Consider the following 25436-nt stretch of genomic DNA (forward strand, 5'->3'; position numbering starts at 1 on the left):
TATGCCGTGCCATGCACCGGGCTCCCCCGGAAACCCCATATAAAGGCTGCCGGGCAGAAGGTATCCCACATGCCTGTTGACAGAATTCTGTTTCCATCTTATACTGAGGGTACTTATTATTATAATGAATATATTAATGTAAAAAAGGACAGACCGATGGATACAGCAACCCTTATTGATAACATCGTCCCTATCAGCACTTTCAATCAGGGAGGCGCAAGCAAAGCATTCGCGCGCGTTTCAGACGGATCGCCGGTAATTGTTCTTAAAAATAACAAACCCAGTGCAATTATTATTAGCCCTGAAGATTTTAAAAAATACGATGAGGCAATGGAAGACCTCGGGCTCCTTCAGCTTGCACAGGAGCGCCTGAGCGGCTCCCACCATGGGCTTCTTGATCCCAGCGACGTATGGGGAGAAAACTATACGCCCGTTGACGATGGCTACGAGGCAGACTTCGAATGATCCGGTGGACTGAAAAATGGCTCCCCGAGGCCCGGGACGACATGAAGAAACTCGGCGAACCCCGTAAATCACACGTCTACAGGGCAATCAAAAAAGTCAGGGCCAATCCGCTGCCCCAGAGTGAGGGCGGTTATGGAAAACCGCTGGGAAACAGATCTGGCAATAACCTTACAGGCCTTCTTAAAGTCAAACTACGCAAAGATGGGATACGGATCGCCTATCGCCTGGAACGGGTACAGCATCAAATGCTGATAATCATCGTAGGGGTCCGCGATGAAAATGAGGTATATAACATGGCAGCACAGCGCACTGCAACACGCCGCCCTTCTTCTCCGGACAACGGCTGAATACTGCCTGTCCAGCTGGTATAAAGGTGTTATACAGCTAATTTACCTGTTACGCTTTATAATCCTCATTCATGGTGTAGAATAAATATATGGTTTCAACGATGATAAACCTCAAGAATGTGCACATCCTTAGTGAAAACGATTATGCCCGCACCATGGAACACATTGTCCTGCCCGCACTTGCGCAGGTCCGTACAGAGGGGTGGATGGAACCCGCAACGCACAAGGATCTCCGTGAGCTGCCCATACCGGACGGGTCGCATAACGGGATGCTGCATTACGTTTCATATACCCACAGCAAAAGTGCGGAAGATAAAACCCCGCCGCAGCAGGAACAGCACGCACGACAGACGCGGCAGACAGAGGACGGAAGCAGGCAGCGGGACGGCAGGCCCGGCATTGTTATTTCACATGGTATTACCGGGATCATCGGCCACTATGCCGAGCTGTCCTACTACTTTTTCCAGGCGGGTTTTGATGTATGGATAATGGAGCACCGCGGGCATGGGCTTTCACCGCACGATGTTTCAGATCCGTCCGTTGTCTGGATAGACGACTGGCGCAGATACGTCCTTGACCTCGCAAAATTCACCAGAGAGGTCGTACAGCCGCACACTGCAGGGGCACTGGGGCTCTTTGCCCATTCTATGGGCGGAGGGATCGGCATCAGCCTGGCGCAGCAATACCCGGAACTGTTCAGCAGGATAGTGCTCAGCTCCCCCATGGTCATGCCCCAGACCGCAGGTTTCCCGGCACCCCTTGCACGCGCGGCAGCCGGGGTTATCTGCATGATGGGCAAAGGGAAAAACCGCATATTTACTCAAAAACCTTTCAGCCCTGTGCTTGACGCGGAAAGTGTACGCGGAAAATCGCCTGCCCGCGCGCAATGGGGTTTTGACGCACGCCTCGCAGATGTTCACTATCAGACAAGCGCACCGGCATACCAGTGGCTTGCGGAAGCTTTCGCCTTAAGCAGGTCGGCCCTTGAACTCGAAAACTGTGCACGCATACAGGCTCCCATCCTGCTGTTCAAGGCAGAAAATGATACTTCTGTGCGCCTGGATGCAATCGAAGATTTTGTCGACACAGTGCTCAGCACCGATGGGGATATTGAAAGGGTACTCGTCCCACACGCCCCGCATACGCTGAACGAATGCCATAACGATATTTTTGCACCTTTCGTTGAGAAAACCCTGGAATTTCTGAGCGTATAACGCGTGCAGAGTGTTCCCGGGATGCGGGGTTGCAGCTGCAGGCGGAACCGGTTCCGTAAGCGCAGCTGCTGCAGCCTGTTTTATGTGGTATAGTTATTAGCAGCATATTTTCTTAAAGAAAGAGGCGCAGCAGTGTACAGCTTTTCCTGCAGGTAAACCAGCAATACAACTATAAATATATCCAGTAAAAGTTATTTTATTAAATTGTTATTTGTATCTGCTGTGCCGCTGCAGGAAGCTGATGGGAAGGCCGCAGGGACAGGCGGCACGCAACGTCTGAGATCAAAAGGTTGAATCAGCTAGGAACCAAAACTGATTTCCCATATATCACACTGCACCGCATAAAAGCTGTCAAAGCACAGATCCCCTCCCTTCCCCACAACCATATCCCGCAGCCTCCCCCCCCCTACGCACAGCGATCCATCTGACGTCAAGGAGGCATATATGTCAATGATCAAAGTTGAAAACCTGACTTTCGCTTATCCGGGAAGTTACCATAACGTATTTGAAAACTGCACTTTCCATATTGATACCAGCTGGAAACTCGGTTTTGTAGGAAGGAACGGACGGGGTAAAACCACGCTGCTTAAGCTGCTGATGGGCGAATACGAATACAGCGGGAAAATCATCAGCTCAGTTGAGTTTGACTATTTCCCCTACCCTGTGAGCGATAAAGGCAGGGCAACCCTTGAAATACTGAGCGGAATATGCCCCGCTGCAGAAGAATGGGAATTCCTCCGTGAGCTTTCATACCTTGACGTAAGCCCTGACGCACTATACAGGCCTTTCATGACCCTTTCCAACGGAGAGCAGTCGAAAGCCCTGCTCGCCGCACTTTTCCTTAACGAAGGGCACTTCCTGCTGATCGATGAGCCCACTAACCACCTGGATGCAGATGCGAGGGAACTCGTCTCCCGCTATCTGAGGAAAAAGAAAAGCTACATCCTCGTTTCCCACGACCGCTATTTCCTTGACGGCTGTGTAGACCATATCCTTTCCCTGAACAGGGCAACTGTTGATGTGCAGAACGGTAATTTTTCCGCCTGGCTGCAGAATTTTGAACAGCAGCAGTCATTCGAGAAAGCGAGGGACGAGCATCTGCGCAAAGACGTACAGCGGCTGAAACAGGCTTCCCGGAGGACCGCTGACTGGTCAGACAGGATAGAAGCCTCCAAATATGGGAACGGCCCTGTAGACAGAGGCAGCATTGGCCACAGGGCTGCAAAAATGATGAAACGCTCCAAAACCATAGAAGCGCGTCAGATGAAGGCGATCAAAGAAAAATCCGCACTGCTCAAAAATACCGAAACTGCAGAAAAGCTGAAAATACATCCTCTGGTTTATTACAGCGAAACGCTTGCTTCGCTTTCCCACGCAGCCCCGGCGTACAACGGCTCCCCCGTCTGCGAACCGGTCTCATTCGAGATAAGGCAGGGAGAACGGACAGCGCTCACAGGAAGGAATGGAAGCGGCAAAAGCAGCATCCTGAAACTGCTGGACGGCCAGGATATCCCGCATACCGGTACCGTGTCCGTTGGCTCCGGGCTTGTCATATCTTATGTTCCGCAGGATACATCTTTCCTTAAAGGCACGCTTGACAGGTTTGCCGCGGACAGCCAGATAGACGGGACACTGTTCAAAACGATCCTCAGGAAGCTGGGTTTTGAACGGATCCAGTTTGAGAAGGATATGGAAGATTACTCTGCCGGGCAGAAAAAGAAAGTCCTCATCGCAAAAAGCCTGTGCGAGGAAGCCCATCTTTATATCTGGGACGAACCCCTCAACTTTATTGATATCTATTCGCGCATGCAGATAGAGCAGCTTTTACAGGAGTATGCCTCAACAATGGTTTTTGTGGAGCACGACCGCGCATTTCGGGAACTGGCAGCTACACAGGAAATCCCTCTGCAGCCGATAAGATAACAGCTTACATCTTATCGCGAAATCAAGGATATATCTTTATAGATATATCATGACAGTATTGTTCCTGACTATCTTATAGATATCCAGTAAGGAACGAAGTTGAACGCTAGAGTTATAAATAAAAGTATGGCGAACAGCACAGATACAGCAGATACGGCAAATACGCCGGGGACATCAGGCCAAATCTACCCCGGCACATTCAGCGCAAAGGTCATAAGCCGGAAGGAACTTTTCACAGGGCCGATCTTTAAGGTCGAACGGCTGAATGTACAGCTCAAAGGGATAGCAGGCACAGCGGATGACCCTGTCACCATACAGCGCGACCTCATTACGCACTCCCCCTGCGTTGTGATGCTGGTGCATGACGTGCCCGGCGACCGGTACCTGCTGCAGTATGAATACCGGGTAGGCGCAGACCGCTTTGTACCAGGGATACCTGCCGGGTTCATCGATGAGGGGGAAAGCCCCGAAGAGGCTATGCTGCGCGAGATACGCGAAGAGGCCGGCATCATCCCCGCCGAGGCTTCCGGATCTGCAGCATCCTATTCCATCGACCATGCCGGGGCGTTCTACTCTTCAGAAGGCATGACAAACGAATTGGCGCATATCGCCGTTATCCATCTTTATCAGTGGGAACAGTCCGAACAGCATCTTGATGCCCAGGAATACATCCGCGGAGCGTGGGTGGACTGGGATACCCTGCTGGGTTCAGGGATCACCGCCTCGAATTCAACTATCGCCGTCCAGCATGAAATGATCCGCCGCCTGAAAATGAAAATAAAGTAAAAATTTATACCAAAAAAGATGCGCACGCAAAGACTTTGCAATAATTCCTATGTAACAGGTTTTAGGAAATTCTTTTATTTATAGTATGGTAGCAGGTAGATAAAAGCCAGGAAGGACTATTATGGGCTTTCTCGATAAATTCGAAAAAGGTATTGGGGGCGCCGTTAATGGCGTATTCTCCAAGTTCGGTTCTAAAGATTTGCAGCCGGTAGACCTTTCGAGCGCGCTTGAACGCGAAATCGACTCTCAGGCAATGGCGGTACGCGGGGACAGGACCGTAGCCCCCAACGAGTATCGGTTCAAGCTTTCCACACCAGACTTTGACCACATCGAACAGTGGGGTTCTGAAGCACTCGCCAATGAGCTTGCAGACAACCTCACCAAGTATGCCGAAGGCCAGCACTACGCATTCGTAGGGCCTGTAGTAGTCATTTTTGAAGAAGACCTTGACCTGGCGCGCGGCGACTACAAACTTATGAGCGAGTCGGTGCAGGGCAACGCGGCACCTGTCACAACGGATGCGGATAATAACGACTGTCCTATCCTTGAGATCAACGGCCGCCAGTACCTCCTTACAGCAGATAAAACTGTCCTGGGACGCGGATCCAACTGCGACATAGTCATTGACGATCCGGGAATTTCCCGCCACCATCTTGAGATAGATATTACAGATAAAGGCGTTATCGCCCGCGATATGGGCTCCACCAACGGCACATTCGTTGAAGGACATCAAGTACCCGCTGCTACACTGGTAGATGGCAATACAATTACTATAGGACGCACGCGCATCCTGTTCTGGGCCTCCTCGCAGGTCCAGCAATAGAAGGCGCTTACGGACAGCAGCATTGCACGCCATGTACATGCGTCCCGGCCTGGGCAGCAAAGGTGCGGGGACCTGCGCAAGCGCAGCCGCAATGGGAACACTACAACATAAGAGCACACCATGATAACAGATCTGACATTCGCAGTCATGAAGTACGGCTTTCTGGCCTTGCTGTGGGTCTTCGTGTTTCTCGCTGTACGGTCATTGCGCAAAGACGTACTGAATATGAGCCCTCCTCCCCGCAAGCGGGGCCGGAGGAACGACAGCAACACTTCGCAGCCGTCGTCAGGCGGCAGGCGCAGCTCCCGTAATTCCGGGCAGCAGTACGCTGCTGCTGCGTCCCCATCCCAGCCGCAGCCTGCACCGCAGCCCCAAATGCAGCAGGGTGCAGGCAATCAGGCAAGTATGCTTACTATTATTGACGGCCCCTTGTCCGGCACTACATACACTTTAGGCTCGCAAAGCATTACGCTCGGCCGTGCCCCTGACAACGTAGTCGTGCTTAATGACGAATTCGTATCATCCCACCATGCCCGTGTTTACGTTGACCCTACAACAGGGCGATGGGCTATTGAAGACCTTGGCAGCACAAACGGCACTGTTGTGAACGGGCAGCGGCTTGCCCGGAGCATGGTCCTCCCTGCCGGTGTGCCTGTACGCATTGGCGGCACTACTTTTGAATTGAGATAGGAGGTATATGAGTTCAAGTCTTCCTCTGATTCTCACATCAACAACTGTTTCTGACATCGGCTATGTACGCCACGACAATCAGGATTCATCTTTTGCAGGTGAACACCTTATAACAGTATGCGACGGAATGGGCGGCCACGCCGGCGGCGATACGGCCTCTACCATTGCTATACGCTCCCTGGCACATATAGAGGTTGCTTCAGGCAGCGATCCTGATGACATGGCCAGGGTCCTGCAGACTTCAATCATTGCTGCGCATGATGCCATTGTGGGGAAAGCCAGCCGCGAGCGCAAGCTTTCCGGTATGGGGACTACCGTAGAAGCCCTGCGCCTGGTAGGGAATTACTGGGTACTTGCCCATATGGGGGATTCGCGCGCTTATCTGCTGCGGGGCGGTGAGCTGATCCGCGGTACCAAAGACCACAGCTATGTCCAGCATCTTATTGATACGGGGCGGATCACCCCTGAGCAGGCAAAAGGCCACCCCCAGCGTAACGTCGTCATGCGCGTGCTCGGCGATTTTGATATAGATCCGCATCCTGACATCTCTATACGCACTGCACTCCCGGGGGACCGCTGGCTGTTGTGTTCAGACGGGCTGTTCGGAGTACTGGAAGACAGCACTATCCGCGAAGCGCTTTCCACCATTGAGGATCCGAACCAGTGTGCGCAGGATCTTGTATCTATGGCGCTGCGCGCGGGCAGCACCGATAACGTTACTGCCGCAATCGCAGATGTTACAGTAGTTTCAAGCGAAAAAGACGTATCATCAGCCCACCAGATCCCGCTTGTAGGGGGTGCGGCCAGTAAAGAGCCTCAGCCGCTGGCAGATATCATCGACCGGCCTGTTGCTATTGCCCCTGCGCTGAAGGAAGGCCCTGAGTCGCCCGCATCGCGTGCAGCAGCACTCACCCACAGCAGCAAGGACAGCAGCCCCAGGAGTGAAAGCACTTCTGCGGATAACAGCGGCGGGTCACGGACAGATTCAGGCAGTATCAGGCAGATCGCCATGCCGCAGAGGACCCTTGACGGCAATGCCGTCCCAGAAACAAGTGAAATACCTATCGTACAGAAAGCGAACGGCTCTTTCTCCGACGACCCCCACGACCCTGCAGTCGTCAAAGCTGCCAGGGACCAGAGCCAGAGCGCGCAGCAGCGTACACACAGGCGTTCAGCAATGCGGCGGGTACTTACCTTTTTCACGATCCTTGTGGTGCTGGCAGGGATCGCTTTCGGGGGACTGCGGGCTTACCAGTGGTCACAGACCCGGTACTATATAGGCGAGAGCGACGGCGTAGTCGCCATCTACAGAGGCGTACCTACAAATATATTCGGCATCAGTCTGTCACACGTTGAGGAAAAAACGGATATCCGCGTATCAAGGCTGTCCCCGGTATGGCAGCAGCAGCTTCGGCAGGGGATCGTTACTGATTCGCTGGGCGCTGCCAGGCAGCATATACATGCCAACATACAGAATGCCGCTTCTGAGACCGGCGATACCGGCACAGATACAAGTACGGCCTCACCGGATGCAGCATCAGATACACCTTCAGGAACAGCGGAGGCGAACTGATGATAGGGAACCGCGTCCGGCAATCTTTTATGCTGATCTTCATTTTTGCGATCACAGCACTGGGGCTGTTCCAGATGTTCATGCGGATAAATGGGACCATTCCCTCGCGTTACATGCTTCCGCTCACTGCTATGTTCGCGGTCATCGTGGCGGTATGGATAGTGCTGTGCACTTTCCAGCGGTATTCTTCGCAGCTCATATTTTTCTGCGTTATCCTGCTGTCGCTCATAGGGATAACTGAGATCATCCGCATTGACCATGAAAACCGCACACGCGGTTCCGGTGCCGTCAACGCAGGCATGAACCAGATCATCTGGCTGATCATTGCCCTCGTAATATGTGCCGCATTGTCAATACTGCTGCGCAACTACCGGCTGCTGCGCAAGTTCTCCTACACGAGCATGGTTATCGGGATACTGCTGATGTTCTCCCCTATGGTCCCCGGGCTGGGAAAGACCATTGGCGGGGCCCGCATATGGATCGGGATAGGCTCCCACACTGTCCAGCCGGCAGAATTCGCCAAACTCTTTATTGCAGTCTTTTTTGCCGGGTACCTTTTCGACCATCGCGACCAGCTCGCAGTAGGCGGGCGCAAATTCCTGAGGATGCGGCTTCCGCGGCTGCGCGACCTGGGGCCGATCCTCATCGTATGGGCGTTATGCATGGGTGTGCTTGTCCTTCAGCGCGACCTGGGGACGTCACTGCTCTTTTTCGCGATGTTTGTCTGCATGCTGTACGTTTCCACCGGGCACTCCAGCTGGATCCTCATTGGGCTGGTATTCTTCGGAGTAAGCGCTGCAGCCGCTTCCCGGCTGTTTGGCCACGTCCAGAACCGTATCACCGCATGGCTGCATCCTTTTGATGATTCCGTCTATACCGCCGTCGGAGGGTCCGAGCAACTTGTCAAAGGCATTTTCGGGCTTTCAAGCGGCGGGACGTTTGGGACTGGCCTCGGCAAAGGGCATCCGGGCATAACCCCTCTGGCAAATTCAGACTTCATCTTCTCATCGCTGGGCGAAGAGCTCGGGCTTACCGGTATCCTTGCCATCCTCAGTATCTACCTTATTATCATTGCTGCCGGGATCATAACAGCCCTGAAGATCAAAGACGGATTCGGCAAACTCCTTATTGCCGGTCTGGTATTTACCATGGCTTTCCAGGTATTCATAGTTGTAGGCGGCATCACCCTTGTCATACCTCTGACAGGCCTGACACTCCCCTATATAGCAGCAGGGGGATCAAGCCTGACAGCCAATATGGTCCTGGCATTCATGATCCTGATCGTATCTAACGACGCCCATAAACCGCAGGACGATAAACTTACCGATACTGTGGCCATGGAAGCGCTCGAAGCGCTCCAGGCGAACGAAAAGCGCCGCGCACTCGAAGAGGCGATCGAGGAGCGGGATCAGCGGGATGCGGTGCCAAGAGGACGCCATGCTTTCACCCGAGACAACCATCCGGCAGCAGGCGCAGAGGAGGTCTCAGAGCCTGCAGAAACGCGCGAGTTCCCCGGCATGTCTGCAGAGGGGCCTGCGGCACCTGAAGGGGACAGCCCTGCAGTAACAGACAGCACCGCATCAGGCATCTCCGCATCGGGCAGCCCTGCTCCGGACACGCCGGCGGTTTCGGAAGAAGCTACAGAAGTTATTGACCTTAGCGGGGAACGGAGGGAAGAACAATGAATGCCAACCTTCGCCGTATATTTAACATCGTTGTAGCACTTATGGCCATACTTGGTATCTCAAGTTCCATTATTATGGTCGTCCGGTCCAGCTCCCTCAACGCTGACCCGCGGAATGTGCGCGCGCTGTACAATGAGTTTGCTGTTGACCGCGGGCCGATACTTGCCAACGACGGGCGCACGGTCCTGGCAACATCCACGAAGGTAAACGACGCATTCCAGTATCAGCGCACTTACCCTCAGGGTGATGTGTATGCGCCGGTAACCGGATTCGTTTCTATCAACCAGCGGGCGCGGTACGGGATCGAAGCAAGCCGGAACCAGCAGCTGAGCGGCCTGAGCGACAGCCTGTGGATTGACCGCACTAAATCCCTTATTGAGGGGAGCACGAGCAAAGGCGCAATAATTGAGACTTCCATTGATCCGAAGCTGCAGACGCTGGCTTACAACCTTATGAAAGGCAAAAGAGGGTCTGTTGTTGCTATTGAGCCTTCTACAGGCCGTATCCTCGCAATGGTCAGCACGCCCAGCTACAATCCGAATTCCCTCGCCACCCATGACACACAGGCTGCCAATGCTGCATGGAGCCAGCTGTCAGGCGGTTCTGACAGCGTTATCATCAATAACGCTACACGCCAGCTCTTTGCCCCCGGATCGACTTTTAAGCTTGTAGTTGCAGCCGCAGCGCTGGAGAGCGGGAAATATACACTCGATTCCCAGATCCCCGCAGGGGCGTCCTACACGCTTCCCGGGACCAGTACCCAGCTGACCAATACTTCACACGCAGCTGACGGTACTAACGGGAAAATATCCCTTTCCGATGCGATAGCATATTCCTCTAATACCGCTTTTGCCCAGCTCGCAGTCGCTTTGGGGAAAGATACCATCTCTGATATGGCGAAGAAAATGGGCTTCGGCTCTTCCATCGTTGTTGACGGGAATGATACTCTGGGGACGCCGATGGCTTCTGTCCCTTCAGTATTCCCTGACACCCTTTCCGATGACCGCCTTGCCTTGTCTGCCATAGGCCAGGGGGATACTAAAGAGACCCCTCTGCTTAACACTATGATCACTGCTGCAATTGCAAACGACGGGGTTATGCTGCACCCGACTCTGGTGGACAGGGTGCGTTCCAGCGACCTGAGCGTCATCTCCACACGCTCCACCACAGCACTGACTTCAGACAGGATCTCGCAGGATACAGCATCCTCCCTGAATACAGCGATGCAAAGCGTCATTACTAAAGAGGCACCGAACCTGAAACTCCCCGGGATTACTATCGCGGCTAAAACCGGCACTGCCCAGGTAGGACTGGACAAACGGACGAATAACGGATGGATCACGGCTTTTGCCCCTGCAGATAACCCCAGAATAGCTATCAGTGTCGTCGTCACGGGGACAACCAGGCTGGGTGCGGACAGCGCCGGCCCTATCATGAAGCAGCTGATGCAGGAGTATCTCCATGAAACTCGTTGAGGGACAGCTGATACATCGCCGTTACCGTTTAGACCGCCGGCTCGCCCAGGGCGGTATGGGCGAGGTCTGGAAGGGCCACGATATTGAACTGCGCAGGCCTGTAGCAATCAAGGCTCTGAGAAGCGACCTGTCCGGCGAGAATACGAAACTCCAGCGGCTGCGGCTCGAAGCGCACAATTCTGCCAACCTTGCGCACCCGAATATTGCCGCGCTCTTTGAATACTATGAAACTGACGGCATCGGCTTTATCATCATGGAATATATCCCGAGCCCTTCCCTGTCAGATATCTACAAAGCCAAAGGCTCCATCAGGCCGACCCAGCTGCTGCCGATACTTATCCAGACTGCCCGCGGGCTCCACGTGGCGCATCTGCATGGGGTCATCCACCGTGATGTGAAACCGGCGAATATTATGGTCTCCCATGAGGGCGAAGTAAAGATCACAGATTTTGGGGTCTCCCATTCCACGAACCAGGGGCAGATCACACAGGACGGTATGGTCGTAGGGACCGCGCAGTATATATCCCCCGAGCAGGCGCAGGGCGAGCCTGCTACCCCCCAGTCAGATATCTATTCCCTGGGCGTGGTGGCATACGAAGGGTTATGCGGGCACAGGCCGTTTACAGGACGCACCCCTGTTGATATCGCGGCAGCCCACGTAAATTCCCCAGTCCCTCCCCTCCCCGACAGCATTGATCCCCAGCTGAGGGAATATGTTATGCGTATGCTGGCAAAGGATCCGCATGACCGCCCGCGATCCGCCCTCGAAGTTGCTAAGGAACTGGGCAGGATCGAAAGGCGGATCCTTGACAAGGAAGCCCGTGCCGCTACCGGGGAATTCAACGAGATTACCGGCAATTTCAAACTGCGGAGGGTACGCAGCGATATGGTGATCCCCCGGTACTTCATGTTCAAAGACGGGACTATCCTTGATCAGTACGACCACAGGGTGGTTGTCAAACCCTACGCTTCTAATACGGATCCTGGTACTCTAGGTGCCGGCCCTACAGGTGAATCCGGTATGCATATTGACCGCAATAATGACAGCAACACTAAGGAAGATGCACAATGAGTATGTTTATTCCCCAGTCCCTCGCAGGCGGACGGTATACGGTTGGAGAGCTCATCGGCCATGGCGGGATGGCGCAGGTCCATATAGGCACTGACACCCGCCTGGGACGTACCGTTGCTATCAAGATAATGCGCAGCGACCTCGCCGAGGACAGCATTTTCCTTACCCGCTTCCGCCGCGAAGCCCGTGCTGTGGCACAGCTAAACAACCCTAATATCGTTTCTATCTATGATTCAGGCGAAGAACAGCTGGAAGATGCTGCAGGCAACACGGTACAGGTCCCGTATATCGTTATGGAATACATCAAGGGGCAGACCCTCCGGGATATCATTCAGGTCAATGGCTCGCTGAGCCCGCAGGATGCTGAGCAGGTAATGATCGGCGTATTGAATGCGCTTGATTATTCACATCGCATGGGGATAATCCACCGTGATATCAAGCCTGGGAATATTATGATCAGCGACCAGGGCACAGTTAAGGTCATGGATTTCGGGATCGCCAGGGCGATGGATGATTCGTCGGCCACAATGACGCAGAACCAGGGCGTTGTAGGGACCGCACAGTACCTGAGCCCGGAGCAGGCCCGCGGTGAGCAGGTAGGGGCAAAATCTGACCTGTATTCCGCGGGGTGCGTACTCTATGAAATGCTTACCGGGAAACCGCCTTTCACTGGAGATTCTGCCGTAGCAATCGCATACCAGCACGTTTCAGAAACGGCAACACCAATCAGCACGCTCATCCCCGGGCTCGATAAGCGCTGGGATTCTATCGTTGCCAAGGCAATGGCAAAAGATACAGAGAACCGGTATGCCGATGCCGCGGCTTTCCGGCAGGATATCGTGACACTTGCGCATGGCGGTATGCCGATCGCAGCAAACGCACATCCCTTGACAGACCTGTCGAAAACTTCGCAGGCACAGGATGTTCCGCAGACCGCCGCAATGCCTCAGGCCTCAGTAGAGCAGACCAGCACCCTTTCTACAGGATCCCTTCCCGCGGCATACGGCCCTGCCGCAGCCGACAGCGCTTCCGGCGCAGCAGCAGGGACCAGCACGCGGGCCCTGGCGAGGAAAGAGGAGCAGGATAAGAAAAAGCGCCGCAACATTATTATCATCAGCGTGATCCTTGGGATCGCAGCACTGGCTGCTATTATGTTCGGCATCTGGTTTGTCTATAATTCGCAGAATAACCTTGTCAGCGTCCCCACTATCGATTCAAGCATGTCTGCTTCAACGGCAAAAGAGACTATCGAGTCTGCCGGGCTGCATTTCCAGCAGGAGACAGACGATAACTCATCGGAACCGCGCGGGACTTTTACCCGGCAGGATCCTACAGGGGGTACCCGCGTAGCAAAAGGCAGCACTGTCCGCGTATGGTTCTCTTCCGGCCCTAGGGCCCGGACGATACCAAATGTCAAAGGGATGACACAGCAGGCAGCTACCTCAGCCCTTACTTCAGCAGGGTTCAAAGTGTCATCAGTGGCTACTGAAAATTCTGCGACTGTAGAAAAAGACCATGTTACGCGCACGGACCCTGCGTCAGGGACCCAGCAGCCTCAGGGCACTTCAGTCATACTGTATATTTCTACCGGCCAGACTACAGTGCCGACAGGCCTTGTCGGCAAGCCACGAAACGAAGCTGTCCGCCAGCTCAACAACAACGGATTCAATACTAATATCATGCCGGAGAATTCAGATTCCGTAGCTGCAGGGAATGTTACCCGGGTAGACCCGGCAGAGGGGTCGACCGTTTCACAGGGGGCAACTATTACGGTGTATATTTCTTCCGGCCCTAAGATGATCGACACCCCGTCCCAGAGCAGCCTCAGCAGCTATGCGGAGAAAGGCTCGAATCTTGAATCATACCTGAGGGAAAAGCTAGGTTTCACAAACGTAACGATCAGCGGGAACAGTAACGACCCTGTTGATACTGTGACCTTCGGCGGGAAGAAGCTGGAGAATATCTCCGATTCGCAGATCGCTTCAAATACCCCTATCGTGATCACTACAGGGTCTGCCCCTGATCCTGAGAATTAGCCTACATAATTCGAAGTCAGCTGAAGGAACGGCAGGTTCTGCGCCATCCATGGGTATCCCCATTGGAAGAATACCGCTATAAGTGTTGCACACAGCAGCAGTACAAGGATTATACGCACCGGGAGCGGCCCCGGCTGTATCCGGGTAAGCCAGCCATAAAGGCTGAACACGGGGCGCTTCTCTTTTGCCGTACCCAGGTACTTCCTGACTCCGCGGTAGCGCCACACGGCGAGCGCCGCCAGATAGACTACCGCGTATGAAAGCAGGGAAGCGAGGGCGATATGCGACATATCAGGAGGAAGCACCGTGGTGCCTTCTTCCTGGGCAAATACGACCTGGCCGTCACGCGCTTTTGAAGCCAGCTCCTTCGGGACACCTTCTGAAACGCGCGACCAGGATACCAGTTTCCCGTAGGCGATCCAGCGGTGCGCTGCAGTGATATATGCGTACCGCGGTTCGCAGGTGGTCAGCGTTATCAGGCGTTCGGTCGGCTTCTGCCCGGGATGGTTGGGGACGGGTTCAATCACGCCCACATTCTCGGGGTCTACTATCTCGTGGTTCGTATATTCATACACATACCAGTAATTCTGCGTACGGAGGACAATCTTATCCCCTGGCTTGAAATCATCAATATGCGCCAGCGGCTCGCCATACCCGGCACGGTGCCCGGCTACCGCAAAATTGCCGATCGCCCCGGCCTTCTGAGACTCGGAATAATGCCCCAGCCCATGCATATTGAGCTGCTGGATATCTGTCCCCTCAACAATATTGCGCACCCATTTCGCACCAAAACGGGGTATATATATCTTGGACATTATTTTGCTCGTCTGGTACTTTCCCTCCTCAAGGGGGGTGGTGCTGACCGGATTGGCCTTGGCGATCCTGTATGTATTATCGCTTGACTTGGCAGAAGTCCATGACGATGTCTGTACTTCATCATCACTGGCCTGCGTCCGCTGCGACATAACACCGGTCCACCACATCTGCCACGCAAGATAAAAACCGACTATCACTGCAAGAGTAATAAGGACCTCGCCAATAACCCCGGCGACAGCGGAAACAGTACGTTTTGATGAGACGGTGCGTGCGGAACGATGGGAACCGGATACGCGATGGCCGTCCGCCTGCGAAGCATTGGCGGTATCAGCTGACGGATCGCCGATTACAGACTCAAAGCCTGTACCGGCATCTGCGGCGCTGTCCATCTGTGGTGTATTATCAGTCATTTCTTATCCTCCGCATCGATCCCTTTAATCGTTCCTTCTGCCTGCTGCCCCAACTGCAGCAGCATACTTTAAAGTCTGCGTAGTTGCTACAGTTTTACTGAACCGCAGCTTCGTTTCCTTTTTAACATCAAATCCGAGGCCATCAGCCTTCACATACTCTTTATATATCCGGACAGCCTTGGAGGAATCCAGGGCTGCACCCAGCCTGTCCGAATCGCCGATAGCAGAGATGGTGTAAGGCGGAGCATACTGCTTACCGTCAAGGAGCAGCACATTCCCCACGCATCTCACAACTGTTGACATATTGACACGCTGTCCCTGGATGGTCATCGCTTCGGCTCCCCCTGACCACAGGGCGTTAACGACAGCTTCAATATCCTGCTGGTGCACAACGTAATCATTGACATTATCGCCGGCGCCGGCCCCTGCATCGCCATTCTGGGTGCGCTGTTCCCACAGCGGGGAATCATCCAGGGTAACAGTGATCCCAGGCCCCTCAATCGCGGGGGACACAGCCTTTGACTCGCTGGACGTATTATCAGTCCCTGTTTCTGCCGATGATCCGGAGGCGAGGTTCTTGCGCAGCACATCAATTTGGCCGGTAAGGGATTTTATATCCCCGGTCAGGGCGGTCACACGCTGTCCGCGCCGGGCAAGAAGCTCCTGGGTATTTGTGCTGGGTACATAATCAGCATTCGACTGGAGGTTGACAATAAAAATCCAGCCTACCAGAGAAAAAATCAGGACTGTGATAAGTGAAGAATACCATGGTTTTCTAGGTGCGCGATGGCTGGACGCACGCTCCTGGCGGCGCCCATCTCTCCTTAAAAATACCATATCGCTCCTAAATACCCAACGTTATGCAGCTGCTTATATACCAGTTTATACGAACATGTCGATTCACGTATCCTCTCTTCTCTTCCAGTATAACCACTAGAATGATCTGAGGTATTTAACAGGAACGGTGATCCCCGAGGAATCACGTTTTGTCAGTTAAGGAGAAAGCATGACTGACGCTAACAGCGACAACATCGTTGAGGACAAAGAAACCGCTGAAGCCATCGAAGAAGCAGACAGCAGCGCTGATAACGGCGGCGCTCAAAAGGCTGCTGACAGCAGTGATGCTGCAGACCGCAGAAGCGCAGACAGCGATACCGCCGGTGAGGATGCTGAAAAAGAAACTGCCGAGGACAAAGACGAGGTATCCGGCGATGAGGAGGACGGGAGCGACACTGATACCGGCACCGATAACGGCAGTGGCAGCAAAAAAACGCGCGGCCTTTTCGGACGCGGCAAGAAGAAAGGTTACGAGTTCAAGCCTGAAAATCCTGAGGCTGTTGAAGCTGCAATGAAGCGTCTGGAAAACGGTATGAACAGCGATAATATGACACCGCAGATGGAGCGCATAGCCAAACGCCAGGAAGACGAAACACGGCGCGTGGAAAAAGCTATCGAAAATACCAAGTCTAACCCTGCGTGGCTTGTGCCGCTCTTCAGCACACTTCTGATCCTCGGCCTCCTGTGGGTCGTAGTATTCTATCTCACCCACCAGTACCCGATCCCCGCAATCGGCAACTGGAACCTGGCTGTTGGCGCAGGTATCTCCTTTATCGGCTTTATCCTCCTGATGTGGTGGGAGTAACTTTTGAAACCGCGCGTTGACCACATTCACATTACAGTGGAAGATCTCGGACGCGCAGAAAAGTTCTATGACAGGCTGCTGCCTCTGCTCGGCTTTGATACCAAGCTGAAAGAGACTGATCGGGTACCTGGACATGAGTACAAGATCATAGAGTATCACCATAACCTTATTTCCATAGGATTGGTAAATCAGCGGAAAGCCTACAGCAGGGAGAAGCCGAGCCGGAGGAAGGCAGGGGCGCTGCATCATCTGGCTTTTCATGCTGAAAACCGTGAAGAAGTGGATGCTGTGTATGAGGAAGTAAGGAAGCTGCCGACAGAAATTATCCATAAGCCGCAATACTACCCTGATTATTGCCCGGATTATTATGCTTTCTTTTTTAAGGATTCCGAAGGCATCGAATACGAAATCACGAGTTTTGACAGGAACAGATATTTTCCAGCATAGATGAATAATCAAGTAACTCATGTATGCAGGAACTGCCGCAGGCATGAGTTAAGGCTACTATTGCTGTGCACCGGCTGTGTTCTTATTATCGACCCCCTTCTGCACCTCATCAGTCAGACGTTGCAGCTCATCTGCCGCCTTAGCCGCACGGCCTATATTATCCATAGTCACATTTCTATTGATCCACACGGAAGCAAGTTTGAGCATACGGGTTTTACTATCGCTGTCCGGCGCACTATTCAAGCTGTTGGCACGGTTAACTAGATCTTGCAAGCGTATACTTATCTCACCTACTTTAGCGGACAGTTTACTTATATACAGCAGTTTAAGTTCTTCCGTTTCTTTACCGATTATCCTTGTACCTACAAGGTACGCGATCCTGTTTTGCGGATGCTGGTCATCTGCAGACTATCTACACCGGTTTTAAGTTCGTCGTCATCAGCTACAGGGGAAACCTGTATCTGCTTAATAAGGATCGCAGCTTCAATTTTTGCCTGAGCATACTTTAGCTGGGCCCGGCTGGTCCGCCGTTTAATATCCTCTTTAACCTGTCTGATTTCCTGCTCATGCCGTGAACGTATTATAAAGTTCTTCGCACCCACACCGATAAGTGCCAGTATGGCAACGATTGCGATACCTGCAATGATGAGTTTTTTCTTTGACGGCAGGCGTGCAGGTTCACGGGTCTGCGCGGGATGGCCTAAATGTTCATCCTCAAATATGCCATCGGCATCATCGGCAGACATGTTACCCGTAACAAAACTATTATCAGCCATTAGCTGCCCCTTTCTCTACTGCAGTGAAATCAAACCCTGCAATCTGTTTCTGCGAATACTCAGATTCTTTGACAGGCGTGTACCATTGCGGCAAATAGGACGGATATGCGCAAAATCCCTATCGGGAATGTAACCTTATTATACAAATTAGATGGGAGTACCAGAAACTGGAGAAACAACCTTATCCCCGCATATTACAAATGCTCAGAGGATAAGGGCGGACAGCTCAGCACTACCCGCCCCAATCAGCTTCTCCTTATATTCCAATAGCCATGATCGTTTATTCCGCATCTGCCTTATCAGCGGCAAGGATGTCTTCAAGCTTCAAGTCCCGTGGTCTACCTCATTGATCTGACAGACATCTGAAACCTAACAAGCACAAATATACTCTTAATCCTCAGAGGGCGCGCAGCATATTAAATATTTTTAACTGATTTTGCTGGGCTCACAATCAGTTAACACAATCAATAGATCAAGATAGGGAATACTACCGGCTTCCCCCCCCTACACCAGCCGCGGGCCTAAAAGCCCGAAAACCAGCCAGAGCACAACAAGCGCTGCGGACAACGCACTGCCGTAGATCCACATCCGCCTGCCGATGCTTTTAGCGCGGAGAGCCGGCAGCCCTGACGTCATAAGCCAGGCCAGGAAAGCCCCTGCAGCAGCCCCGCCTATATGGGCCTGCCACGCTACCCTTCCAAACATCATAGGGACGATCAGCACAAGCCCCAGGAAAATGATAAGGGCCAGATTGTTTGAACGCATCCCTGTTTGCATCCCCGATCGCACGCCCATTTTTGCTGAAGCCACTATCGCCGCGCCGAACAGCCCGAATATCGCGCCACTCGCACCGAGTACGGCCTCGAAATTCCCCGAACCGAAATACGTCCACCAGATAACATACGTAACAGATCCGGCAAACCCGCTTATAAGATACAATGCGAGGAATTCCCAGTGCCCCAGCAGCCGTTCCAGCATCATCCCGCCAATATACAGTGAGATCATATTGAAGAGGATATGGCTTGGATCCGGCACTGCATGCAGGAACAGATTAGTCAGCATAGTCCAGGGGCGGCTGAAAGACAAACTGGGGATCAGCTCAGCATAGGACGCTGCTGATTCCAGAGCCTGTCTGCTGATGAAATACATGATCTCCTCAACAGCCCATATCAGCGTACACAACGCAATAAGGATCACCGTAATATTGGTGCCGCCGTTTTCCCAGTCATACTTCCACTTCCGCAGGCGCACCTTGCGCTCAAAACTGCGCTGGCCCTTGTCCGGCCTGGGCGATCCCGGAAACCATCCATTGCCGCCAGTACGCGGACCGCTCGACGGTTCCTGATACGGATTACCGTTGTTCCGCACCATTACTGTCCTTCCTGCGATACTTCCTGCCTTATTTTTCACCATACTTTTGCCTCCGATACCGTCGTAGCTGCCGCTGCTGCCGATCCCGTTTCCTTGCGTATACGCGCTGCTGATGCCGCGGCTGTCCGCATATCCATACAGAGAATTTTACCGCAAAGGGCTAAGTACAAAAGGCTAAGAAGAAGGCGCGGCCATCCCCTGCTATTTCGACACGCCGCGACACGCCTTTATTAACAAGGGTTAATTTCTGCAAAGATAAAAATTCAGGGCAATATCGGCGTGTTATTACGCATTCGCCACAAAATAAGAATAGAATAGTGGTATTGATGCAAAGGATGATCCTTACGCATCCCTTACAGAAAGGAGCCCTTATGGACGAACGCAAGTCCGGAAGCGGCTGGAAGTTTTTCGCATTGATTTTCGGCGCTCTGTTAGCCGGATTAGTTGGCTTTTATATCTACAAGCAGCAGAACCCTGAGTACGATCCATGGGAGGAGCCATGGGAGAACAGCTCATCACCTGTCGAACTGGATCTTGACCATGAAGAGGAAAACGAAGCTGCTGAAGAGATCCAGGAAAAAACTGAATAGTCAGGCGAACTTCTTCAGTACCAGTTCAGTACTGGTTAGTCCCCTGCCGGGGGCTAGAGGCCAAAGATAAGTAATATAATCACATTAGATACAGTTTGGGGCTGCCCTCTATAGAGGGCAGCCCCAAACTTTTTATCATCTGCCAGCCATCCTGATACCAGCTCAATTCCAAGCAGCCGGTACCAGAACAGCATCAGCAGGCTGCACCCGCAAAACTAGCCGCCCGCACCCACAGGCAGGGGCAGATACCCCATGCAGGCAAAGTTGCCACCAAGGATGCCTGGCCTCTGCCTGCTGCTAATTTTCGCGTGCCTTCAGCCGCGGATCCTCCGGAAGGGGGCCGGTCATCCATACACGCTCAAGATAATCTTCAATAGAGCGGTCTGAGCTGAAATACCCCGTACGCGCCGTGTTAAGCAGCGCCATGCGGAACCACTTCTTTTCATCAGCGTACGTTTTCTCGATCTCGCTCTGGATATCCATATAGGCTCCGAAATCGGCAAGCGTCATGAAGTAATCTTTGCTCAGCCAGTCATTGACGAGGTTCTGATAAGTGCTGCGGTCGCCCTCAGAGAACGTGCCGTCAGCAACCATATCGATTGCACGCTTAAGGCGGGGATCGTTCTCATAATACTGGCGGGACATGCCCTTATCATAGCCTTCAGCGTACAGGGCCTCAACCTCATCAACAGTCATGCCGAAAAGGAAGAAGTTCTCGTAGCCGACACGTTCACGGATCTCAACATTCGCACCATCAAGAGTACCAACAGTAAGGGCACCGTTAATGGCAAACTTCATATTGCCCGTCCCGGAAGCTTCCTTACCGGCCTGGGATATCTGCTCGTCGAGCTCAGTCGCAGGGATCAGGTTCTGGGAAAGCTCAATGTTGTAGTTCCACGGGAAAAGCACATTCAGCTTGCCCTGGATATCGGGGTCATTATTGATAACACGGGAAACATTGTTGATAAGCTGGATCGTTTCCTTAGCCATGGCATAGCCGGGCGCAGCTTTTGCCCCGAAAATGACAGTACGCGGAGTGAAAGTATCCACATCCGTCTCTCCTGACTTCAGCGAAGCATAACGGGCGATAACAGCAAGGATCTTGAGCGACTGGCGCTTATACTCATGCAACCGCTTGATCATGGAATCGAACATGGTGTCTGGATTGACATCAAAACCATAATGCTCTTTTGCGAACCCGGCGAAATCGCGCTTGTTGGCACGCTTTACCTCAGCGAACCTATGCACGAACTCCCCATCATCCGCCAGCGGTACAAGGCCTTCAAGCTTTGACAGGTCAGAGATCCATGTATCTGTGCCCAGCCCCTCGGTGATCAGGTCAGACATACGCGGATTGGCAAGGCGCACAAAGCGCCGGGGGGTAACACCATTAGTAACATTTGTGAACTTGTTCGGGAACAGGTCACTGAAATCACGAAGCGTCACATCTTTCAAAAGCTGGGAATGCAGCTCAGCAACGCCGTTAACATGTGTGCCGCCGGCAGTCGCCAGATAAGCCATACGGACCTGCGGATCATCGCCGGAAGTCACGATCCTCATGCGGTCGATCTTCGCGCTGTCATCAGTCAGCGTCTGCAAAAGCGACACGAAACGCTCGTTGATCTGCTCAATGATCTCCATATGGCGCGGGAGCAGCTCCCTGATCAGGCGCGCAGGCCAGATCTCAAGCGCCTCAGGAAGAAGCGTGTGGCATGTGTAGTTGAAAGTGCGCGTAGTAATATCCCACGCAGTATCCCAGTCATAGCCATATTCATCAATAAGGATGCGCATAAGCTCAGGGATCCCAATCACAGGATGGGTATCGTTGAGCTGGAATGTGATCTTATTCGGGAAGGTAGCCATATCCGGCCTATCCTGCCCCGGATAGAAAGTACGGATAGCGTCGTGCAGTGAAGCGGCAACGAAGAAATACTGCTGCTGCAGGCGCAGGGACTTGCCCTGAGGGGTTGAATCTTCAGGATACAGGATCTTGGTTATATCCTCAGCCTTCACCTGGTTTTCTACAGCCTGATAATATTCGCCGCGGTTGAATGCGCGCAGGTCAATCTCATGGTAGGCCTTTGCAGTCCATAAACGCAAAGTATTGACGCGGCCCGATTCATAACCAGGTACAAGATAATCTACAGGGATTGCGCGGACAGACCAGTCAGGATTCCACACACGCCTGCCGTTGTTATCCTCTACATGCCCGCCAAAATTAACGCGGACATCACGGTTATAGTCAGTATGGCCCCACGGGTTCTCGTTAGCAAGCCAGTAATCGGCGCGTTCGTACTGGCGGCCCTTATCATCGAATTCCTGGCGGAAAATACCGTACTGATACTGGATGCCGTACCCAAATGCGGGGACACCGATAGATGCCAGAGAATCAATAAAGCATGCTGCAAGGCGGCCAAGGCCCCCATTACCCAGACCCGGCTCAGGTTCAGCAGTGATCACATCGTGCGGGTCAAAACCCAGCTCAGCAACTGCTTTGTTAAACTGCTCTGTAAGGCCTGCATTGAGCAGAGCATTGCGAAGCTGACGCCCCATCAGGAATTCAGCACTCAAATAGCCCACGGCTTTGGTATTCCCACTGACCATATCTTCGCGGGTCTTTGCCCATGCATCCAACAGATGGTTGCGGACTGCGGCAGCTGCTGCTACATACACATCCTCAACTTTAGCCTCAGCTGGTTTAACTCCCTGCCCTTTAAGAAGATAGCCACGGATTTCATCCGCGAAAGCCTCAGCTGAGATCTGCTCACGAGGCGCAGTAATCTGTGTCATAACAATAATCCTTCTGTTGTTAACACATTTATATGCCTTGCCGCACACTTCGCTCCGCATAATGCCCCTGCCCTGCGGCCGGCACTGTACTGCGCAAAGCATGCAGCTTCGACAGCGATAGAAACCAGTCATTTCCATCTGCCGATTTCTACTGCTAGCGGACCAGGCATACAGTGCATACGCCCAGCCCAGCTTCTCATTATATTTCTTTTTTTGTTATTTTGCACGTTCTAACGCATGCAATACACGAATATTACACTATGCACAGGAATGAGGCGGGACGGTGTGGCACAATCGTAATATGGCTGTGATCAAAGACTCTGATATCCTTGCGGGCGAACATGCCCTCCGCACATGGAGAAATGAAGCTTCCCGGCAGGCAGGACAATCCGCTGCCGCCATAGGGATAGCCCCGCAGCTGCCGCGGAAAGATTACGCGATGGCTGTAAGATACTCGCTGTTCCTTATGGAAAAGCTGGCACCGGGCCCCGGTGTGGAGCTGCGTATAGCTCCTTACGCTGCAGTCAAAATACTCGAAGGTCCTAAAAGCGATCCGCATAACCTCATACCTCCTGATGTTATTGAACTTGAGCCCGCAGTCTGGCTGCGCATGGCCTGCGGGTTCACAACATGGCAGGAGGAGAAAGACGCCGGACATATCAGTGCAGTAGGGGTACGCGATGATTTATCGCGGTTCCTCCCCCTGCCGCTGTAAGCGCTTCTTGATGATACGCCAGCATCAGGTCTAACGCCAGAGCTGTACCCTCAATCCAGGTATTTCTCAACACGTCTGACGAACTCGCCTCCATTAGTGTCATAATTCGGATATGCAAGGGCCAGAGGATTGAGCTCCTCCGTAGAAACCAGAACAACGTTATCCCATTGAGCTTCTTCATTCTGAGCATTTTGATATATCGCTGCACGATCTCCCGGAGGATTTTGGATTCCACTTTCCAAAGACTCGTATTGCGACAAGGCTTCCGTCAAATCCCCAAAAGGCGCTACTTCCACCAGCTGGTTTTGTCTTGATAATTTAAGGAGATAAATATCATCCGCTGCGTCGGCTTTATGGCTTTTTTGTATGACAAGAGCAGCATCCTGTGCCTGCTTCAGATCATTAAGCACCCGAGAACAACAGCTGACATTCCGCAACCGTTTGACCAGCCTATCCTGAGACCGGTCCATGCCGCTTATAACAGGGGAATGCTCCTCAATCGCAAATAAGCATGATACAATTTTGAAAAATTCTAAGACTTCCTTATCGTCTGAGGTAGCCCTGCTTATGCTATTTGGGTTTTTATAATCTTTCCCATAAATTTCGCTAATTGCTTCAAGAGCAGTAGCCCAATAATGCTGAAGTTTCGTCCGTATCTGGAGCTCAACCCTGTACTGCTGTTTTTGCCCCTCAACCTGCTGTTTTACCAGCAAATGGCATGATCTGTAACCGCTTTCGCGAGGTTTTTCAATATAATCCTTTATCCCGCCGGAACTTTTTAACGTCATTTTCTCGCACAGGGCCGGGACTAGTATTTTTAGCTGATCTATGTTTTCAACAATCACACGGCATCCGCCGATATCATCAAGTCCGCCTAATTCATACTTAGACTTTGCACGCTTTAGTTTATCAATAATTGATCTCAAGCGTTTAAGACGGTAGGTAACAACAGCTCCCTGATAACTCCAGGTGTAAGCAATAAGCTGCCTGAAACAGTCCTGAGTCGGTGGCACATGCTGCTTTCGCCATCTATATACTATGTTTATGGCCTGCCTGAATTCTAAAGACTCCGGTGCAATATTTGATCGCAGGATATCATTGACGCTGTTTGCCTGACGGCGGGAAATCAGCGATTTTACATTTTCCTGTGTTAAATTATTGCGCATAGAATATAGTATACTAGGTAAGCAATCAACAAGGAGGCACCGTGACAAATATATTTGATGTCGCCTCGTATATACTTCATCGGTATGGCAGCATGACAACGATGAAACTGCAGAAACTTGTTTTTTACACTCAGTCCGAATATATGAGGCGCTTTAAGAGACCTCTTTTCGCTGAAGATTTTTATGCATGGCGTAATGGCCCTGTATCGCCTGACCTTTTCGATAAACACAGGAGCCTTTTCCTGATACGGGAAAATGCACTGGATGCTTTTTCGCATAACAGGCTTTCTCAAGATGAGCAGGAAACCACTGATGCGGTTTGTGGCAGCCTTAAGGAGCTGTCCGGCAGCGAACTCAGTGAACGTACACACTGCGAAGCCCCGTGGAAGAGAGCCCGAAAAGGATTAAGGCCCGAGGATCCTGGAATGTGCCTGATAAGCAAACAGTCAATGCTTGACTACTATTCGAACCACAGCATTATTAACTAGCATAATAGCCCGCATATCTGTTCTGTGTATCTGCTGCATCCTGCATTTGTACTGTATTTTAAGGCCGTTAAAACCTCTGGCACTACCCAAACCAGCTTCCGGATCTGCCGTAACGAATAACACCCAACGCTGGATC

The 25436-nt window shown here is 52.4% G+C and carries 24 protein-coding genes; 17 read left to right on the forward strand and 7 right to left on the reverse strand.

Annotated features, from left to right (window positions below):
- Nucleotides 1-156 precede the first annotated feature (156 nt).
- The 12 genes from ABKA16_RS05905 (at nucleotide 157) to pknB (ending at nucleotide 14089) form a co-directional block, all read left to right on the forward strand.
- Nucleotides 157-465, forward strand: a complete 309-nt coding sequence (locus ABKA16_RS05905; RefSeq protein ID WP_381000035.1) for a type II toxin-antitoxin system Phd/YefM family antitoxin — start codon at nucleotides 157-159, stop codon at nucleotides 463-465.
- Nucleotides 462-812, forward strand: a complete 351-nt coding sequence (locus tag ABKA16_RS05910; RefSeq protein ID WP_381000033.1) for a type II toxin-antitoxin system RelE family toxin — start codon at nucleotides 462-464, stop codon at nucleotides 810-812. The genes ABKA16_RS05905 and ABKA16_RS05910 overlap by 4 nt, the downstream gene beginning before the upstream one ends.
- 89 nt (nucleotides 813-901) lie before the next feature.
- Nucleotides 902-2026, forward strand: a complete 1125-nt coding sequence (locus ABKA16_RS05915) for an alpha/beta fold hydrolase (protein WP_381000031.1) — start codon at nucleotides 902-904, stop codon at nucleotides 2024-2026.
- Between the two features lie 444 nt (nucleotides 2027-2470).
- A complete protein-coding gene (gene abc-f, locus ABKA16_RS05920) occupies nucleotides 2471-3949 on the forward strand; it encodes a ribosomal protection-like ABC-F family protein (protein WP_381000029.1) in 1479 nt (492 codons plus the stop codon).
- Between the two features lie 126 nt (nucleotides 3950-4075).
- Nucleotides 4076-4735 (forward strand): NUDIX hydrolase, encoded by a 660-nt coding sequence (locus ABKA16_RS05925; protein WP_381000027.1) that lies wholly within the window; start codon nucleotides 4076-4078, stop codon nucleotides 4733-4735.
- Nucleotides 4736-4856: 121 nt separating this feature from the next.
- The gene (locus ABKA16_RS05930) at nucleotides 4857-5558 is read left to right on the forward strand and encodes an FhaA domain-containing protein (protein WP_007147970.1); all 702 of its coding nucleotides are present in this window, start codon (nucleotides 4857-4859) and stop codon (nucleotides 5556-5558) included.
- Nucleotides 5559-5678: 120 nt separating this feature from the next.
- A complete protein-coding gene (locus ABKA16_RS05935) occupies nucleotides 5679-6248 on the forward strand; it encodes an FHA domain-containing protein FhaB/FipA (RefSeq protein WP_381000025.1) in 570 nt (189 codons plus the stop codon).
- Between the two features lie 7 nt (nucleotides 6249-6255).
- Complete coding sequence (locus ABKA16_RS05940; protein WP_381000023.1) at nucleotides 6256-7821, forward strand: PP2C family protein-serine/threonine phosphatase; 1566 nt, start codon at nucleotides 6256-6258, stop codon at nucleotides 7819-7821.
- On the forward strand, nucleotides 7821-9506 hold the full coding sequence (locus ABKA16_RS05945) for an FtsW/RodA/SpoVE family cell cycle protein (RefSeq protein WP_381000021.1): 1686 nt from the start codon (nucleotides 7821-7823) through the stop codon (nucleotides 9504-9506). Before ABKA16_RS05940 ends, ABKA16_RS05945 begins: the two co-directional genes overlap by 1 nt.
- Nucleotides 9503-10981 carry a peptidoglycan D,D-transpeptidase FtsI family protein gene (locus tag ABKA16_RS05950; RefSeq protein ID WP_381000019.1) on the forward strand — a complete coding sequence of 493 codons (1479 nt, stop codon included), beginning with the start codon at nucleotides 9503-9505 and terminating at the stop codon, nucleotides 10979-10981. The genes ABKA16_RS05945 and ABKA16_RS05950 overlap by 4 nt, the downstream gene beginning before the upstream one ends.
- Entirely contained in the window at nucleotides 10968-12053 is a 1086-nt protein-coding gene (locus ABKA16_RS05955) for a serine/threonine-protein kinase (RefSeq protein WP_381000017.1), read from the forward strand. Before ABKA16_RS05950 ends, ABKA16_RS05955 begins: the two co-directional genes overlap by 14 nt.
- Nucleotides 12050-14089, forward strand: coding sequence for a Stk1 family PASTA domain-containing Ser/Thr kinase (gene pknB / locus ABKA16_RS05960; protein WP_381000015.1), 2040 nt, complete (start codon nucleotides 12050-12052; stop codon nucleotides 14087-14089). Before ABKA16_RS05955 ends, pknB begins: the two co-directional genes overlap by 4 nt.
- Here pknB and ABKA16_RS05965 read toward each other — a convergent pair.
- Together ABKA16_RS05965 and ABKA16_RS05970 are read right to left on the reverse strand one after the other, a co-directional pair.
- Nucleotides 14086-15315 carry a class E sortase gene (locus tag ABKA16_RS05965; RefSeq protein ID WP_381000013.1) on the reverse strand — a complete coding sequence of 410 codons (1230 nt, stop codon included), beginning with the start codon at nucleotides 15313-15315 and terminating at the stop codon, nucleotides 14086-14088. The genes pknB and ABKA16_RS05965 overlap by 4 nt on opposite strands.
- 24 nt (nucleotides 15316-15339) lie before the next feature.
- A complete protein-coding gene (locus ABKA16_RS05970; protein ID WP_381000011.1) occupies nucleotides 15340-16152 on the reverse strand; it encodes a DUF881 domain-containing protein in 813 nt (270 codons plus the stop codon).
- 169 nt (nucleotides 16153-16321) lie between these two features.
- Here ABKA16_RS05970 and ABKA16_RS05975 point away from each other — a divergent pair, with 169 nt between their 5' ends.
- Both ABKA16_RS05975 and ABKA16_RS05980 read left to right on the forward strand, forming a co-directional pair.
- Nucleotides 16322-16957, forward strand: a complete 636-nt coding sequence (locus ABKA16_RS05975; protein WP_381000009.1) for a cell division protein CrgA — start codon at nucleotides 16322-16324, stop codon at nucleotides 16955-16957.
- A 36-nt stretch (nucleotides 16958-16993) separates the two neighbouring features.
- Entirely contained in the window at nucleotides 16994-17404 is a 411-nt protein-coding gene (locus ABKA16_RS05980; RefSeq protein WP_434156664.1) for a VOC family protein, read from the forward strand.
- 57 nt (nucleotides 17405-17461) lie between these two features.
- On the opposite strand, the gene ABKA16_RS05985 is transcribed toward ABKA16_RS05980, so the two are convergent.
- From ABKA16_RS05985 to ABKA16_RS05995, 3 genes are all read right to left on the reverse strand, one after another.
- Nucleotides 17462-17677: a hypothetical protein gene (locus ABKA16_RS05985; RefSeq protein ID WP_381000006.1), complete on the reverse strand. Its 216-nt coding sequence runs from the start codon at nucleotides 17675-17677 to the stop codon at nucleotides 17462-17464.
- An 89-nt stretch (nucleotides 17678-17766) separates the two neighbouring features.
- Entirely contained in the window at nucleotides 17767-18180 is a 414-nt protein-coding gene (locus ABKA16_RS05990) for a hypothetical protein (RefSeq protein WP_381000004.1), read from the reverse strand.
- A 504-nt stretch (nucleotides 18181-18684) separates the two neighbouring features.
- The gene (locus ABKA16_RS05995; protein WP_381000002.1) at nucleotides 18685-19593 is read right to left on the reverse strand and encodes a rhomboid family intramembrane serine protease; all 909 of its coding nucleotides are present in this window, start codon (nucleotides 19591-19593) and stop codon (nucleotides 18685-18687) included.
- Nucleotides 19594-19922: 329 nt separating this feature from the next.
- Between ABKA16_RS05995 and ABKA16_RS06000 the strand changes: the two genes are divergently transcribed.
- On the forward strand, nucleotides 19923-20141 hold the full coding sequence (locus ABKA16_RS06000; RefSeq protein WP_381000000.1) for a hypothetical protein: 219 nt from the start codon (nucleotides 19923-19925) through the stop codon (nucleotides 20139-20141).
- 297 nt (nucleotides 20142-20438) lie between these two features.
- Here ABKA16_RS06000 and ABKA16_RS06005 read toward each other — a convergent pair whose 3' ends face one another.
- Nucleotides 20439-22931, reverse strand: coding sequence for a glycogen/starch/alpha-glucan phosphorylase (locus ABKA16_RS06005; RefSeq protein ID WP_380999999.1), 2493 nt, complete (start codon nucleotides 22929-22931; stop codon nucleotides 20439-20441).
- A 301-nt stretch (nucleotides 22932-23232) separates the two neighbouring features.
- Between ABKA16_RS06005 and ABKA16_RS06010 the strand changes: the two genes are divergently transcribed.
- Entirely contained in the window at nucleotides 23233-23646 is a 414-nt protein-coding gene (locus ABKA16_RS06010; protein ID WP_380999997.1) for a sterol carrier family protein, read from the forward strand.
- Between the two features lie 50 nt (nucleotides 23647-23696).
- Here ABKA16_RS06010 and ABKA16_RS06015 read toward each other — a convergent pair whose 3' ends face one another.
- A complete protein-coding gene (locus tag ABKA16_RS06015; protein ID WP_380999995.1) occupies nucleotides 23697-24812 on the reverse strand; it encodes a RelA/SpoT domain-containing protein in 1116 nt (371 codons plus the stop codon).
- Between the two features lie 41 nt (nucleotides 24813-24853).
- Between ABKA16_RS06015 and ABKA16_RS06020 the strand changes: the two genes are divergently transcribed.
- Nucleotides 24854-25300: a Panacea domain-containing protein gene (locus ABKA16_RS06020; RefSeq protein ID WP_380999993.1), complete on the forward strand. Its 447-nt coding sequence runs from the start codon at nucleotides 24854-24856 to the stop codon at nucleotides 25298-25300.
- Nucleotides 25301-25436 lie beyond the last annotated feature (136 nt).

The organism is Scardovia wiggsiae (assembly GCF_051045985.1).
Lineage (GTDB): Bacteria > Actinomycetota > Actinomycetes > Actinomycetales > Bifidobacteriaceae > Scardovia > Scardovia wiggsiae.

What these genes read in the sequence shown, in the direction of transcription:
- ABKA16_RS05955 (WP_381000017.1), top strand. Translation starts at nt 10,968, where the DNA reads ATGAAACTCGTTGAGGGACAGCTGATACATCGCCGTTACCGTTTAGAC.
- ABKA16_RS05945 (WP_381000021.1), top strand. Translation starts at nt 7,821, where the DNA reads ATGATAGGGAACCGCGTCCGGCAATCTTTTATGCTGATCTTCATTTTT.
- ABKA16_RS05915 (WP_381000031.1), top strand. Translation starts at nt 902, where the DNA reads ATGGTTTCAACGATGATAAACCTCAAGAATGTGCACATCCTTAGTGAA.
- ABKA16_RS05990 (WP_381000004.1), bottom strand. Translation starts at nt 18,180, where the DNA reads ATGGCTGATAATAGTTTTGTTACGGGTAACATGTCTGCCGATGATGCC.
- ABKA16_RS05910 (WP_381000033.1), top strand. Translation starts at nt 462, where the DNA reads ATGATCCGGTGGACTGAAAAATGGCTCCCCGAGGCCCGGGACGACATG.
- abc-f (WP_381000029.1), top strand. Translation starts at nt 2,471, where the DNA reads ATGTCAATGATCAAAGTTGAAAACCTGACTTTCGCTTATCCGGGAAGT.
- ABKA16_RS06005 (WP_380999999.1), bottom strand. Translation starts at nt 22,931, where the DNA reads ATGACACAGATTACTGCGCCTCGTGAGCAGATCTCAGCTGAGGCTTTC.
- ABKA16_RS05995 (WP_381000002.1), bottom strand. Translation starts at nt 19,593, where the DNA reads ATGGTGAAAAATAAGGCAGGAAGTATCGCAGGAAGGACAGTAATGGTG.
- ABKA16_RS05930 (WP_007147970.1), top strand. Translation starts at nt 4,857, where the DNA reads ATGGGCTTTCTCGATAAATTCGAAAAAGGTATTGGGGGCGCCGTTAAT.
- ABKA16_RS05935 (WP_381000025.1), top strand. Translation starts at nt 5,679, where the DNA reads ATGATAACAGATCTGACATTCGCAGTCATGAAGTACGGCTTTCTGGCC.
- ABKA16_RS05905 (WP_381000035.1), top strand. Translation starts at nt 157, where the DNA reads ATGGATACAGCAACCCTTATTGATAACATCGTCCCTATCAGCACTTTC.
- pknB (WP_381000015.1), top strand. Translation starts at nt 12,050, where the DNA reads ATGAGTATGTTTATTCCCCAGTCCCTCGCAGGCGGACGGTATACGGTT.
- ABKA16_RS05950 (WP_381000019.1), top strand. Translation starts at nt 9,503, where the DNA reads ATGAATGCCAACCTTCGCCGTATATTTAACATCGTTGTAGCACTTATG.
- ABKA16_RS05925 (WP_381000027.1), top strand. Translation starts at nt 4,076, where the DNA reads ATGGCGAACAGCACAGATACAGCAGATACGGCAAATACGCCGGGGACA.
- ABKA16_RS05965 (WP_381000013.1), bottom strand. Translation starts at nt 15,315, where the DNA reads ATGACTGATAATACACCACAGATGGACAGCGCCGCAGATGCCGGTACA.
- ABKA16_RS06015 (WP_380999995.1), bottom strand. Translation starts at nt 24,812, where the DNA reads ATGCGCAATAATTTAACACAGGAAAATGTAAAATCGCTGATTTCCCGC.
- ABKA16_RS05940 (WP_381000023.1), top strand. Translation starts at nt 6,256, where the DNA reads ATGAGTTCAAGTCTTCCTCTGATTCTCACATCAACAACTGTTTCTGAC.
- ABKA16_RS05975 (WP_381000009.1), top strand. Translation starts at nt 16,322, where the DNA reads ATGACTGACGCTAACAGCGACAACATCGTTGAGGACAAAGAAACCGCT.
- ABKA16_RS05970 (WP_381000011.1), bottom strand. Translation starts at nt 16,152, where the DNA reads ATGGTATTTTTAAGGAGAGATGGGCGCCGCCAGGAGCGTGCGTCCAGC.
- ABKA16_RS06000 (WP_381000000.1), top strand. Translation starts at nt 19,923, where the DNA reads ATGGACGAACGCAAGTCCGGAAGCGGCTGGAAGTTTTTCGCATTGATT.
- ABKA16_RS06010 (WP_380999997.1), top strand. Translation starts at nt 23,233, where the DNA reads ATGGCTGTGATCAAAGACTCTGATATCCTTGCGGGCGAACATGCCCTC.